This is a genomic window from Microbulbifer mixtoriginis (SeqCode) (assembly GCF_052467945.1).
Window position 1 is genome coordinate 3,537,924 of the sequence record NZ_CP174328.1, and the last position, 16,352, is coordinate 3,554,275.

General features: G+C 49.5%; 4 protein-coding genes. All 4 read right to left on the reverse strand.

Features of this window, described 5'->3' with window-relative positions; translation table 11 throughout:
• Positions 1-138: 138 nt before the first annotated feature.
• The 4 genes from ACJJIJ_RS15420 to ACJJIJ_RS15435 all read right to left on the reverse strand — a co-directional run bounded on the left by ACJJIJ_RS15420 (position 139) and on the right by ACJJIJ_RS15435 (position 15,593).
• Positions 139-4,791: a fibronectin type III domain-containing protein gene (locus ACJJIJ_RS15420; protein WP_444937822.1), complete on the reverse strand. Its 4,653-nt coding sequence runs from the start codon at positions 4,789-4,791 to the stop codon at positions 139-141.
• Positions 4,792-4,949: 158 nt separating this feature from the next.
• A complete protein-coding gene (locus tag ACJJIJ_RS15425; protein WP_444937823.1) occupies positions 4,950-5,288 on the reverse strand; it encodes a hypothetical protein in 339 nt (112 codons plus the stop codon).
• A gap of 8 nt (positions 5,289-5,296) precedes the next feature.
• The gene (locus tag ACJJIJ_RS15430; protein ID WP_444937824.1) at positions 5,297-11,392 is read right to left on the reverse strand and encodes a toxin TcdB middle/N-terminal domain-containing protein; all 6,096 of its coding nucleotides are present in this window, start codon (positions 11,390-11,392) and stop codon (positions 5,297-5,299) included.
• Between the two features lie 187 nt (positions 11,393-11,579).
• Entirely contained in the window at positions 11,580-15,593 is a 4,014-nt protein-coding gene (locus ACJJIJ_RS15435) for a fibronectin type III domain-containing protein (protein ID WP_444937825.1), read from the reverse strand.
• Positions 15,594-16,352 lie beyond the last annotated feature (759 nt).

The following is a 16,352-nucleotide window of genomic DNA, read 5'->3' on the forward strand; positions in this document are numbered from 1 at the left end:
ACTCGTAGTATTTATCGATAGACTCCAGCGTGAGTCATGCTGTAAAAAATAATCTTCAATAAAGACGGCAACCCAGCAGTATGATTACTGCTCGGTTGCCGAATTAATACTCTAATTATTAGGCATTAAAAAAGAGAGTTAATGGACTACCGGCTCGCGCAGTAGTAACAGTGGACCAATATCATCATCACCACAGCTATCAACATTTCTCGGCTTGAAACGATGGTTAAAGATCAACTCAACATCCTTAACCGCATTGAGATCTACCAATGAGCCATAGCGATCTGCCAGCTTGAGTGACAAGCGCCAGCCAGTAGCGGCGACACTGCGTTCTTTAAACGCACTGGTAATCGTGGAATTTGAACCAGTGCCACTATTAAGCACATCCAAGTTCGCAGACATAGAAACACGGTAGCTATTTCTGAACGCCAGCCCAGTTCCCTCAACGGCATCCCAGAATCGAGTGCTATGAGTTATAAACTCGTCCTGAATACCGACTCCATCCGCATTTTCCACCAGAGTTCCCGGAGTTTTACTACGCAGGAAACTAGTGCCCCCATAAGTCAAAAATGCAGGCGTTTCGGTTTCACCACTAACGCTATATGCAAGGGGGATATTAAGACCAACGGTTTCAATTTTATCCAGGTAATTACCACCAGTTGCCAAGCAAGACAAATCACCGTTGTCGGCAATAACTGGCCCCAGGAAGAAGTTACTGCGCGGTAATTCTTTCACCGTACTAAATTCCACAGTTACCCAGGTATCACTGCCGTATTTACGCGACAACAGGCGCAGCTTTTCCTGCAAGGCTTGCTGCGGGCTTAAGCGCGGACCGCCTTGTTGAGCCGGATCCGGATGGACGTAGGTCTGTGCAATACCGTTGATATTATCTACATAGCCAAACACATCATCCTTCAGAGAGAAGGTGTCCGTCGCCTGCTCTATGCTTCCAAGCTTATGGAGTTGATCGAAAGCCAAAAGCTCACTATAGAAATCTCTAAGCTCCTGCCCATTACGCAAACGGAAAATACTTTCCTTTCTGAAGCCAGTGACTGAACCCACAAAAGATTCCTGCCACTTGTATTCCAGGGCACTGGCCGTGTAGAACAACCACTTCTGTGCTTCTTCAAAGTAACGCTCCGCACGCAGTACTTCAGTCGTCAGGCGGCTGGCATGGATCGGATCGGCAAAATAACGCTCAGCCAGATTGGCATTAGTAGTGAACATCTGGTTCATAACCCGCTGTGCCTGATTCAGCATGCCAGTCAAACGTTCCACTTCCTGCTCAACCGTAGCTTCCGCTTGGGCAATATCCAGCGCAATGGTATTTGCTTCCAGCCACATAGTGCGCACGCGAGCCTTACTCTCCACACCCAGTAGTCTATTTGAGCTGTCGTTTAAGGTCGCGCGCTCTTCCGCCGCTAGGCGGGCGCTCTCTGCCTCCAATTTACCAATATCTTTAATCGTTTTTATATTGCGGTTGTGCTCAGCAACGGTTTCTGCGGTTTCTTTTACCGTTTGCGCTAGTTGAGCCCAATTTTGACTCACGATAGCTGCTACCGACTTCACAATCCCTTTAAACAGGCTACCCCGCTTTCTAGACTGTTCCGCCTTTTTGCGAATTTTGGCAATCTGCTGCTTAATTGAAACCTGCTTGGAGCCGTAATCCAGGATGATCTTCGACATGCCGTCGACGATACCTTCCTCCTCCGCGCGTCGTTCGATTTCGATTTCAATCGCACTCAGCAGGTCTTCCATACGCTGCAGGTTGTTGCTCAGTGCAATTTCCGCAATATCTATATTGTTCGCCTGCAGAGAAATTTCACTACCGTTCTGCGCATCCTCCGTGACAATCACACAGTCCTCGGCAAAGCAGTTACTTGAGAACTCCAAGCCCAGCAGGCTGTACAGCCAGTTGCCCAACTGCTGGTGGCGGTCGGTGTATTCCGTGGCCAGCTTGTCGGCACTGTGGCGGTAGTTCTCGTAGCTGGTTTTTGCGGCGGCGAGACTATTCTGTGCAGTGGCAATAGGGCCACTGCTGTCATTACCGAGGAAGTCACTCAGTGCATTGAAGGAATCAAACACTGTGTTGCCATCGATACCGTAACCCTGTACCAGCAACACTGAGTCCTGCGGCAGGCCCAGGATATTGGTTTCGCCCGTGAGCCAGCTCACGGAGTTTTCCAAATCACTGAGATGGGTTTGCCATGCATACACCGCTTCGGGCAGACCAGAGAAACCTTGCACCTGGGTAAAGTCGGTATTCGGGAAGATCGTACGCAATGATTGCTCTTTAGCAATCAACTCACTGCGCAGCGTATTCATCTCGTCAACCATTTGTGCCAGCAGGGTGGTATTGGTCTGTCCGGCAACGACGGCCAGACGCGCTTGCTGCACTTTAGTAGAAGCCAATTTGCTCATCAGCTGATAGAGCATGGTGACATCTTTGTAACCGGTGAACAGTAATTCTGCTGGGGTTACATCTTTTTGTGCCAGGTCGTTGGGGTCGTAGTAGCGGGGGCTAATTTGACCACGGGAGGGACCCCATTGTGCTAAAAACTCCGGTGCATAGGTCAGCAGGGAGTTGTACTGCTCCAGGGCATCCTTCAACAACTGGTGTGCAGTTTCTATATGGCCAACTTCGACCTCTACCGCTTCGTTACGCAGGCGGCTAATACGGGCATTATCCAGGGCTTCATTAGCCAGGATCATTTCCGCTACCGCGCGATCGTAGTAAACATCCAGCGTGAAACGCTGCAGGTTTTCATTGTTGGGATGATGAGTGAGCTGCTCAAAAATAAACGCTTCCACATCTGTGGCGCGGTTACGTTCGGCAGTGTCATATAGGCTGGAAAACTCAACCGTGGCTTCACCACTGGCATAAGGGTTAATCACCGTATTGGTGTTGGTATCAACGATATACATCAGGTCCAGGTAGCGGAAGGCCGCTCTATCCCGGGAGAAAATACCCTGGGCAGGATTTTCCTGGGCCGCAGGTACCTGATCGGCTTCGTTGTAGTACAGCTGCTTGCGAATCTGTACCGTGGGATCCAGCTCCATCGTTACCGTGAAGGTATTACTAAAGTCGGAAGAGCCCGCTTTGTTCACGGCCTGTACACGATAATCGTGCGTACCGAATACTAATGGAGAGGCATTGTATTTATAGCTATTGCCAGCACCGTTATACACGGTTTTCCAGCTGCCATTATTCATACGTTGCTGCAGCAGATAACTATCAGTTTCGGCAACTGATGGCCAGCTCACAGTATAAGCTTCACCGGTAGAGGAAGGCACAGTGATATAGCTCGGCGCTGCTGGCGCTTGTAGTAAATCTACGGTGGCACAGGCTTCCGGTGAATAGTTGGACTGATCGGTTGAGGTCAGTGCACGTACCCGGTAGCAGTGGCGCCCGTCTTGCAAGTTACTCAGCTGGTAGCTGCGTGCAGTGCCGCGATAAAGCTGCTTATTTGCACTGTCTACCACTTGATATTCAACGGTGAGACCGCCTTTATCAATTTCTGTCCAGCTTAGTTTTACTTTGCCATCCCAGCTGCTAGTGGGTGCTGCAGACAGCACCGGTATACCAACAACACGATCGACTTTAACTGTTACTAACGAGGAGTAGTTGGAGCAGGTGCCCTTGGCATTACAAGCACGAACCTTATAGCTATAAGAGCCATTGCTAACACCAGAGAAACTCTTACTTAAACCAGAACCATTGTACAGAGTGGAGCCACTGCCATCGACCAACTGATAACTGGTGGCAAACTGCTTGGTATTCCAGCTGACAGTATATTTACCATCAAGGCTGGTGGTGGTATTTAATTTAGGTGTTGGTACGCCAGGACGGAAATAGACTTCTAAATCTTTACTTTCTCGATAGCCAGAGCAAGTGCTATTACAGGCCCGCACTCTAAAGCGGTAAGTACTACCATGGCTCAGGGAAGAAACCGTTGTACTGGTGGATGAACCAGAATAAATATTGCCGGACCAATTGCCGTTATCCTTGCGCTGTTGTACCTCGTAGCGAGTAGCCCCGCTGCTGGCAGCCCAGCTGATGCTAACGCTGCTAGAGGAGGTATAACTGGGAACAGTGATAGAGGTTGGGGTTGATGGAGTCAGCTCTACCTTTATGGTTCCGCCGTTCTTATAAGCACCACATAAATTCTTTGCGGTGTTACAGGCTCGTACACGATATTGGTAGTTACCACTAGAGCGGCCACTTTCATCAAAGCTAGTTTTAGAACCGTTATAAACCCTGCTCCAGGAGCCACTATTTACCCTACGGTAGAGCTCATACCGGCCTGCACCAGTACTGGAAGACCAGCTAACCTTGTAAGCCCCATCACTATCGAAAGTGCCGTAATTGATACTGGAGGGCGCTGCTGGTTGAAATATAACGTTAACGGTATGAGTGCCTAACTTAACCCTATTGAATCGGGAAGCAGGGCAAGATGTAACTTTATCTTCCCAATCATCAGGGGAGATAATATCTGGAGTACAGTGTTCATGCCAATACTCATAAAAGTATTTACCGGCAGAAGAAACGGTTACAGATTTAGTAGAGTTTGAACTGGAAAACCCATAGTCTAATGAAATATTCCGAGTAAAAGTTCCATTTTTATACTCTTTTAGATATACACCCATTATCCCAAGTGGCGCTACAGACTTATATGACAAGGAATATTTCCCATCAGTATCTGTGCTCGGCCCGCTCAGGGCAGACCCATAAGCAATAGCACTGGCACTTAAAACCTGCAGCACAAAAAAGTTACGAACAAGAGTCAACATTTTAAAAACCAAATTACTATGATTTACATAGACACAAAGCCAATAAGCTTTGACAACGTATAACAACTAAACAATAACTACGAAAAGGTCAAAAACCTCCAAAGCCATAAGCGCCAATTATTTTTAATCAGCGCCTACAGCTAAGCCCAAATATTTAATCAAAGCCCACCAATAAAATCCTTTTTACAACCTTTACTTATCACACCACAAAAAACAGATAAGCAAAAAACAAACAAACCAATATTATATCCATACATATATATCACCCACACAATTGGACTACCCGACAATGGCTTCTTGTACCCCAAATCAATAGACTCAATCTCAGGTAAATAAAACCTTAAGCCAACTGAAATAGACAGTAAAAAAGCACCTAGCAAGCCTGCCACTGAGAAACGGTTTAATGACTTCCGAACCCAATACCCCCCCCCAAGTAGAATTATCAACACCGTTAATAGGTGCGAAGCTAAACTAATTTTTTCTAAGAAAAACCACATAAAACCCCCTACTGAACTTTTTGGTTAGCCCGCAACTCTTCCACAAAGTCAGATGGCTTCACACCAAAATATTCCTCCAAAAATCCAGGCGAAGGATCCACTGTGAAAGATTTCAATCCTGTAGCATGAGTAGAAAGATCACCACTTCTTGTAACAGTTGTTTCTAAGACGGCACCGTATACATTCTTACCACCGCTTGGAGCATGAAATGAACACTGTCCTCCACTATTAGAGCAAGTATATAAAGCAATTTTTCTGCCGTCTTTTGTATAACCTGTCCCTGGCCATCTAGGATGATCAGGCGGAGTTGTTGCGCCACCTGTTCCATTTGCTTTACACGTGACGACGCCTGCTCCACACTGTTTAGGACGAGTGATCTGTTTTTTTTCTACTTCTTTTGGTCCCATTTCCAAATTCTCATGTAGCCCATTTTCACTAGCCTCTTGCCCTACTTTCAAATTTTTATGCAACCCATTTCCTAAATTTTGAGAATTATTTTTCAAAGCCCCATGTGTACCTTTGCTTCCTCCCCCGCTTGAACCATCACGGGCAACTCCATTGCTACTGGAATAACTAACCGACATACCACTACTTACTTGTGCTGAGGAGTTATTGCTTTGGTTATACTGCCTAATAGCCGTTTCACCATTGGGATCCACATAATTAATTGGATTATTCCGCGCATAGCGATAAGGCGTCCAACGCTGTGGATCCGTAAAACGTCCCGAGTGATTTAGCACCGGATCCGGGCTGATAAAGGTACCAAAGTCAGACTGCAGGTAGCGACGCTCGAAGTAACCTAACCCCGTAGATTCATCCAGCTCTTTACCCGCATAGCGGTAAGGTGCTGCGGTACTATCACCGAAGACATTTTCCAGCTCGCCGTAAGACTTATAGGTAAAGGCATTAATGATCTTGCCAGCCTTATCCAGAGTCAGGTCGGTAGAACCTACGTGCGTGTGCAGGTAATACTCAGTCGGCGTGAACACTTCTCCACTCTGGTCACTGCGGGCAATACGTTTCTGGCCAACACTGATGTACTTCAGTAATTTGCCATCACGTACTTCACTATCTCCGTCGATATACAGAGTGACGCTGCGAGCTCCGCCTGTACGTTCGGTGATTTTAAAGCGGCGCTGGTGTTTAAAGTCATAACCGTACTGGTCAGCAGCTTGCTTATTACCGGCATAAGTCAGGCGCTGGTCGTGGTCCCAGTGGTAGGTCTGGTCGCCGGCTTGCGTACGATTACCGTTGTCATCGTATTCAATCAGGCCTTCAGCCCAGCTCAACGCTTGGGGTCCGGGCAGGCTGCCACGGCTGCTGCGGTTGGAGGCGCCAGTGTTGCCATTGTCATGGCTGCCGCCGTAACGCAGATCTGTGATCTGGGTATTTCCAGCGGTGGCCATATCTGCCAGGTCGACACTCGCGCGACCCACTTGCAGCAGGTTGCCGATTTTGTCGTAGCTGTAATAAACCTGCTCGATATCGTCGGCAACGCCGGTCAGGCGATAGACATCGTCGTAGCTGTAGGCAATATTTTTTGCCAGGGAGGCTGCCTGAGCACTGGTTGCGCCGAGTTCGGCAGCCATTGCGGCGAGAGCGTCACTGGGGCGTTGATCGTCGATACCGAGTACATTGGAGACGGCATCAAAACGGTAATCCCACTGTTGCAGTGGCAGGGCGTCCCCGCTGCGCTGGGTGCGCAAGCCAGCCAGTCGCTGGCGCTCGTCAAAGCCCCAATCAGTTTCAACACCATTGGCCAGCCCTTGGTGCTGCAAAACCCCATTGGCGGTATAGTCCAGGCGTTCCACCACTCCCGGGATACGCTCGAGCAGGCCGCGGGTGTTGTATTCGAAGTTCACCCGGCTATTGTCGGGGTAGAACTGCTGTGTCATACGCCCAGCACTGTCATAGGCGAAGCGCGTGGTGTAGAGGGGGCTGTCAATTTGTGGGCCGGTAATCTTGCGCTGGCGCTGTACCACTCGGCCGCGTGCGTCATATCCCCATTGCTCGAAGCCAGCTTGGTCGGTCACTTTGGCCAGGCGCCCAAGCAGGAAGGCACCGCCCTCTTCGCCGCGCTGGTCGTACTGGTAGCTGACTACCGGTGAGGTGGAGCCCAGCTGCAAGCCCGGTTGCCAATTTGCGCCGCTGGGAGCTTCTCCTCGCGGCGATAATTGATACTCGGCAAAGAGACGGTTGGCGCCGTCGTAGCGATAGTGCCGCTCCTGCCCCAGGGCATCGCGGGTGGCCAGTAGGTTGCCGGCATCGTCAAAGTACTGCCAGCGCTGTCCGCGGTTGGGGTCGTCCAAGAAGCGCATGCGCCCCAGGTCGTCGTAGTGCATGGTGCGCACATTATTTTGCGCATCCTGCAGGCGGGTAAAATTACCATTGAGGTCGTAGTCGTAATAGGTGGACCAGGTGGCACCACCGATGCCGCCCTGGGTATTGGCTCCAACAATTTCATCCACTTGCCTCAGGCGGTACTCACCCTGCGCCGTTTGCAGGCCATCAAACACCAGTTTTTTGGCGGCGCCATGGTGAACACTGTTCGCACGAGTTTGCTCTTCATCTTCCAGCACCTGTGCCATGGGCAAATAGGTGATGCGATTGAAGACACTTTCCCCACTTTGCGCGGTATAGGGCTGATAAACCTCCTGGGTACGCCCTTGGGCGTCGTAAAGATATTGTCGGTGGTGCTGGCCTTTATCATTAGCGCGATAGGCGAGCCCCTGGGCAAAGTAAGGCAGTGCGGTCTGCACTACTTGGCCGCGCGCATTAAAGTTACTGTGATCGCTGACCACAACCTGTCCCGGTTGCTCGGCTTCACTGCGCACCATCAGGGTGCGGCCCAGACCGTCGTAAAAACGGCGGCTGTCGATGGTACCGCTAGCACCACTCCGCTCGCGCTGGCGAGTCTCTACCCAGCTGATACGGTGACCATCCACCATCTGCGCCAGTTGGTAATCGTACTCAACCGTGGGGAGTTGCAGGCTGTCCCCTGGCTTGGCCATGGCAGTGAGGCGCCCGTGGCTGTCGTAACCATATTGGGTCTGCTGTCCGTTAAAGTCGGTGTAGTCGGTAAGTACACCCAGACCTTTGTCGTAACCCGCACGAGCGGTGAGCCAGCGGCTGCCGGTATGCAAACCCACTTCTGTTGGGAAGGTATGATATTGCGAGTCGTAAGTGACTTTGGTTTGGTGGCCTGTGTTGGCGTCCCACAAGGGGTCATAACTTTGAATGCGGTTGCCGAAGGCATCGTAGCGGTGGCGCTCTGCGGCAACATAGGCATCTGCACTCTCAGCATCGTGCCAGAGTCGACGCAGGGTCAGGTTGCCCTTGGAGACCGCGCCTAAATTACCAGCGGAGAAACTTTCATCATCGTAGAACCACTGCTCTTTGGCCACAGCGCGGCCCGATAGGTCGGTAACCTTGCGCTCTAGCGGTAGGTGCAGGAACCAGTGGCCCTGTGCAGAGGCGGATTCCGCACTGAAGCGCAATTGGGTAATACGCTCGTCCTGCCAGTTGCCATCGGTACGGCCCAGCTCTTTGATATAAGTGGTATTGCCGTAATTATCGTAGTCATACTCCCAGGCAAGGGTCACTGGGGTACCGCTGCCTCGCTCCAGCATATGCTGCTGGCGTTCGGTCATAGCCGCAAACTCGACTTTGCGGCTTTCCTCGGCATAACCGAACAGCAGTTGGCGCAACTCCCACTGATTTTCCTCTCGCCAGAAAATTCCGCCGAAGGCATCGCGGGTTTCTATTTGTTTGATCTTGCCCTGTAGGGCTTCCTGTTCGGTGCCATCGGCTTTTTGGCCCAGGTGGAATTCGTAGCGGGTTGCCAGTGTCGGGGTACTGGCATCGCCCACGCGACGCTCTTCACTGTGTGCAAAGCCCTGGAATTCTTTATCGGCAGCATCGTAAAAGCCGTCCCAGTAATCCATCTCGGTGGTTTGCTGTTCACCACCGCGGCCATCATCCACAACAACGCGCTTAAGTACCTGCATTGCCACAGGGATACCCTGCGACCAGGGGCTGTTACCCTCGCGGTCTCTCACCATCTCCTCGACAACAGAGCCGTACTCCAGGGTCGTCAATGCACCCAGGCCATTGTCGATCGTTTTTAGCTGATTCGGTTGCTCATTGGGGAATAGCTCTGCGAAATAAAAAGTATTAGCACCGCGACCGGGGCTGTACCAAACAATATCCGTAGAGCCGTTACCATTAATATCGACCAGGCGCACCTCTTCGGGAGCAACATTGCCTTGGGCCTGGATCAGTTGTGGCTGGCTAAATTGGGCTAATTGATGTTGGTTGCTGTTCAGGCCCTGGTTAAGCCAGATGGATACATGGGTTCCATTCAGATACACCAGGTCAGCGCGGCCGTCGGCATTGATATCAGTAACACGAACATTCTTGAGGTTGTGTAACGTATCGGGACTATTGGCAAACACTACTGCGGGAGCAAAACCCTGCAGGCCACGGTTAGCGTAGTAAGCCGCGTAACCATTGCTAACCCAAACCAGATCAGGCAGACCATCTCCGTTCATATCCCGAAGAAAGACATTGGGATCACCCAAACGCATAGCTGCGGTGCCTGTGGGCATCGGCAATTGAATAGGCTGTGACCAGCCATCGGGGTGGTTCAGCTGCACCACATGGGATAAAACCTTACCGCTGCTATTGGTTATCGTCGCAAAGACATCGATACGTTTGTCATTGTTGATGTCCAGCATATCCACATGGGGACTATCGAGAGGAATATAGAGTCCATCTATAGCACCGCTATACTGCCAACTATAGTTATCATCAAGATGAAAGTAATGGGTACTACCAGAGCTATACTGCAATAGATTCACATCACCAGCGCCATCAATATCAGCCCAGGTGACCGAGTCACTGGAAATACGGCTGGTAGTGAAAGTATTCATTTCACGATAACTCTGCCATTGCGGCAGGCCATCTTTATCAGGACCTAAATTAAGCCAGTAAACGTCTTTATTCGGTGCCGTGTTAACAACATCTGGCAAACCATCCCGGTTAATATCCAAGAAGGCGACGTCGGGGTTATTCAGTGGTACCTGACTCGCAGCCGGCATCGGTGACATAAACACCTGATCCTGCTGATAGTGGGTGTAGCCATAGCGTACTGGTGGCAGGGTTACCGTAGATTCGCCCTCGCCTGCACTGGAATGGACTTCCTGTAACAAGGAGAGGCTTTGCCATTCCGTTAGCGGCTGATAGGAAAATTCGTATTTACGTAAGTGGCGCCCGGCAAATTGTGTTTCCACGCGCTGCAAGCGATAAGCGGTTTTAATCTCAAAACCCGCTTTATAATTTGTTAGGACGTCAGGGCGGTCTTCATAGTGAAACTGCACCGCCATATCGCCATTCGTATTATATTGAATCCTGTCCAGATAAATCTGAACGCCATCATCCAACTTGCGATATTGATAGTCGATACGATTGCCATGGGTATCTTCTACCGCCTCTAGATACCAGGAGAATACCGATGTGCCGTTGTTGCCACTGACTCGGCTATTAGAGTCTTGTCCCAAATACCAACGCAGGCCGTTGGATTGAGTCACCAGCCAACCCTTCGACAGACGCTCGTAGCGAGCAAAATCGCTGGCATTTTTGGTGCGATAAACACCGTCTTCCACCAGAACTAATTCTTCGCCCAGGTGATTGATAAACGTATCAAACTCATCAAACTCATCGGTGCGACCATCGCGGTCGTTATCCTGCCGATCAGCCTGACCCCACTCTGAATAATTAGGCAGGCCCTTGTCGGTTTGACGCTGGATATAGGGAATAACCAGTTTATGCCCCAGTCCTAATAGCCCGTTACCAAACCCGCTGTTGTATTCCAGTGATACATCCGGAGCCAGTCCATTACGCCCAGGGGGCACAGCCAAGTTCACTAGGCGTGAACTGGTGCCGGTATTTAAATTAGGGGTGAAAGCCTCACCGAGCCCGGAGATACTGCCCGGACCTGTCGGCAGATTGAGAACGGGTGCTTGCAAAGCGGTGTGTTCATTGGCGGCAACAGCAGCCGTAGATGACACAACCATGCAGCAAGAAAGCAATAAATTGCGCAGCATAAGCATCCTTGTTTTTAAAATCAGTGTTTCCTCAAAAAACACTTTAAAGACTCGTAGTATTTATCGATAGACTCCAGCGTGAGTCATGCTGTAAAAAATAATCTTCAATAAAGACGGCAACCCAGCAGTATGATTACTGCTCGGTTGCCGAATTAATATTCTAATTATTAGGCATTAAAAAAGAGAGTTAATGGACTACCGGCTCGCGCAGTAGTAACAATGGGCCAGTATCGCCATCGTCATCACAGGTATCTATATTTCTCGATTTGAAACGATGGTTAAAGATCAGCTCAACATCTTTAACCGCGTCAAGATCCACCAGCGAACCAAAGCGATCTGCCAATTTAATTGACAAGCGCCAGCCAGTAGCGGCGACACTACGCTCTTTAAAGACGCTAGTCATTGAAGAGCTGGAACCTGTGCCACTATTAAACGCATCCAAGTTCGCAGTCATAGAGACACGGTAGCTACTGCGGAAGGCCAGATTAGTTCTATCAGTAGTATCCCAGAATCGAGGTGTATGGGTGATAAATTCGTCCTGAATACCAACACTGTCCCCATTTTCCACCAGGGTTCCAGGAGTTTTACTGCGCAAGAAGCTGGTACCACCATAAGTTAGGTAGGCCGGAGTTTCTGTTTCACCACTGACGCTGTGTAGCAGAGGAATATTAAGTCCTACAGTTTCGATTTTATCCAGGTAATTACCGCCGGCTGCCAAGCAGGCGAGATCTCCATTACCCGCAATAACCGGCCCCAGGAAGAAGTTACTGCGCGGTAATTCTTTCACAGTACTAAATTCCACGGTTACCCAGGTATCACTGCCATATTTACGCGACAACAGGCGCAGCTTTTCCTGCAAAGCTTGCTGCGGGCTTAAACGAGGACCACCTTGTTGAGCAGGATCCGGATGGACGTAGGTCTGTGCAATACCGTTGATATCATCTACATAACCAAACACATCATCTTTCAGTGAGAAGGTATCCGTCGCCTGCTGAGTCCCGTTAAGGCTACCTAACTGATCAAAAGCCAGCATTTCACTGTAGAAATCCCTCAGTTCCTGGGCATTGCGTAATCGGAAGATATCTTCCTTTCTAGAACCAGTCACTGAACCCACAAATAACTCCTGCCACTTGTATTCCAGCGCACTAGCTGCATAGAACAACCACTTCTGCGCTTCTTCAAAGTGACGCTCCGCACGCAACATTTCCGTAGTCAGGCGGCTGGCATGGATCGGGTCAGCAAAATAACGTTCGGCCAGATTGGCATTAGTAGTGAACATCTGGTTCATAACCCGCTGTGCCTGATTCAGCATGCCGACTAAACGTTCTACTTCCTGCTCAACCGTAGCTTCCGCTTGGGCAATATCCAGCGCGATGGTATTTGCTTCCAGCCACATGGTACGCACGCGCGCTCGGCTTTCGACATCCAACAATTTATTGCTGCTGTCATTCAGTTCAGCTCGCTCTTCAGCGCCCAAGCGAATGCTCATTGCTTCCAGCTTACCAATTTCTTTAATACTTCTGAGATTGATATGACTAGAAACCACCTGATCAATACCTTGCTCCAACAGGCCTGAATCCTTTAGGTAGAATGCTTTGATTGCACCGCCTATTACTTTCAGGAAACCATCGCGTTTCCTGGATTTCTCCGCTTCTTTACGAATCTTGGTGATTTGCTTAGAAATGGATTCCTGCTTGGAGCCGTAATCCAGGATGATCTTCGACATACCGTCGACGATACCTTCCTCCTCCGCACGTCGCTCGATTTCGATTTCAATCGCACTCAGCAGGTCATCCATGCGCTGCAAGTTATTGCTCAGTGCAATTTGCGCAAGCTCAATATTGTTTGCCTGCAAGGCAATTTCACTACCCTGCTGTGCAGACTCTTCAACAATAATGCAGTCTTTGCTAAAGCAGTTACTCGGAAAATCCAGGCCCAACAGGCTGTACAGCCAGTTGCCCAACTGCTGGTGGCGGTCGGTATATTCCGTGGCCAGCTTGTCGGCACTGTGGCGGTAGTTCTCGTAGCTGGTTCTTGCGGCGGCGAGACTATTCTGTGCGGTGGCAATAGGGCCACTGCTGTCATTACCGAGGAAGTCACTCAGTGCATTGAAGGAATCAAACACTGTGTTGCCATCAATACCGTAACCCTGTACCAGCAACACTGAGTCCTGCGGCAGGCCCAGAATGTTGGTTTCGCCCGTGAGCCAGCTCACGGAGTTTTCCAAATCGCTGAGATGGGTTTGCCATGCATACACCGCTTCGGGCAGACCAGAGAAACCTTGCACCTGGGTAAAGTCGGTATTCGGGAAGATCGCACGCAATGATTGCTCTTTAGCAATCAACTCACTGCGCAGCGTATTCATCTCGTCAACCATTTGTGCCAGCAGGGTGGTATTGGTCTGTCCGGCAACGACGGCCAGACGCGCTTGCTGCACTTTAGTAGAAGCCAATTTACTCATCAGCTGATAGAGCATGGTGACATCTTTGTAACCGGTAAACAGTAATTCTGCTGGGGTTACATCTTTTTGTGCCAGGTCGTTGGGGTCGTAGTAGCGGGGGCTAATTTGACCACGGGAGGGACCCCATTGTGCTAAAAACTCCGGTGCATAGGTCAGCAGGGAGTTGTACTGCTCCAGGGCATCCTTCAACAACTGGTGTGCAGTTTCTATATGGCCAACTTCGACCTCTACCGCTTCGTTACGCAGGCGGCTAATACGGGCATTATCCAGGGCTTCATTAGCCAGGATCATTTCCGCTACCGCGCGATCGTAGTAAACATCCAGCGTGAAACGCTGCAGGTTTTCATTGTTGGGATGATGAGTGAGCTGCTCAAAAATAAACGCTTCCACATCTGTGGCGCGGTTACGTTCGGCAGTGTCATATAGGCTGGAAAACTCAACCGTGGCTTCACCACTGGCATAAGGGTTAATCACCGTATTGGTGTTGGTATCAACGATATACATCAGGTCCAGGTAGCGGAAGGCCGCTCTATCCCGGGAGAAAATACCCTGGGCAGGATTTTCCTGGGCCGCAGGTACCTGATCGGCTTCGTTGTAGTACAGCTGCTTGCGAATCTGTACCGTGGGATCCAGCTCCATCGTTACCGTGAAGGTATTACTAAAGTCGGAAGAGCCCGCTTTGTTCACGGCCTGTACACGATAATCGTGCGTACCGAATACTAATGGAGAGGCATTGTATTTATAGCTATTGCCAGCACCGTTATACACGGTTTTCCAGCTGCCATTATTCATACGTTGCTGCAGCAGATAACTATCAGTTTCGGCAACTGATGGCCAGCTTACGGTATACGCTTCGCCAGTAGAGGAAGGTACGGTGATATAACTAGGCGCTACAGGTGGCTTCAGCAACGCTACGGTGGCGCAAGCTTCCGGTGAATAGTTGGACTGATCTGTTGAGGTCAGTGCACGTACCCGGTAGCAGTGGCGCCCGTCTTGCAAGTTACTCAGCTGGTAGCTACGTGCAGTGCCGCGATAAAGCTGCTTATTTGCACTGTCTACCACTTGATATTCAACGGTAAGACCGCCTTTATTAATTTCTGTCCAGCTTAATTTTACTTTGCCATCCCAGCTACTAGTGGGTGCTGCAGACAGCACAGGTATACCAACAATACGATCCACTATAACGCTGACCGGTGAAGAGTAAACGGAGCAGGTGCCTTTAACATTACAAGCGCGCACCTTGTAGCTGTAGGTACCATTGCTAATGTCAGTAAAACTCTTGCTCAGGTCAGAACCATTGTAAACAGAGGAGCCATTGCCATCTACAACCTGGTAGCTGGTGGCAAACTGCTCAGCGTCCCAACTAAGCTCATATTTACCATCGAGGCTGGTGCCCGGATTTAATTTTGGCGACGGTTCGCCTGGGCGAATATAAACTTGCAAGTTGCCACTTTCGACATAGCTAGAGCACGTGGTATTACAGGCGCGTACTCTGTATCGATAGGTACTGCCATGAACCAAGAAGGAATCAGTTTTACTGGTTGCAGGGCCTGAGTAAACGCCTGACCAACTGCCGTTATCCCTGCTCTGTTGCAGTTCATACCGTGTAGCTGTGCTGCTGGCAGCCCAGCTGATGTTAACGCTGCTAGAGGAGGTATAACTGGGAACAGTGATAGAAGATGGGGTTGATGGCGTTTTCTCTACTTTGAGGGTCCCACCGGTTTTATAATCACTGCACATATTGGATGTACAGGCTCTTACGCGATATCGGTAGCTTCCATTGGATTTACCAGTTTCATTAAACTGGGTGCCAGATGAATTATAAATTCTACTCCAAGAACCCCCATTTATACTGCGCTCAAGCTCATAGCGGTTAGCTGCAGAACTTGATGACCAGCTTATGGAATATGAGCCATCACTATCAAAAGTCGGATAATTTATAGTAGAAGGCGCAGAGGTAACAGATACATCACGGCACACCTCTTTTGTACCCACACGTGCTGGTCGGTTAGTGCTAACCGTACCCGTTACACCCTCTGCTTTAAAGCAAAGAGAATAATTGCCATCGGCAGTTAAGCTGACTACTCTCGAACCGGATAATGGAGGAGATTTATCGATTATAGTCTCTTTTCCGTTGAGAACCTGAATAATAGAATAGACTTCCTGCCGTCTATACAACGTGGAAGGACCGAGATCATACTCTTTCCAATTAAGTGTAGCCTTTCGATTTGAGTAGCTGAGCGTGAAGCTTTTTGGTAACTCAAGAACACAAGCTTCTAAAAGGTTTGTACCCGGCTCAAATAGCTTCTCACATGAAGCCAGAACCTCTCCTGAAAAACCTGCAAGAGAAAAAAATCCCAAAGCAAACAACGAGCGAGAAAATTTTGATGATTTTGTCATATGAACATAAAACTCCCTTTACATCGATAATTTAAATTTATCATCACAAAATTATGCAATTACTAGATAACTGCCTCACTTTAAGGAAACTTTCAATGC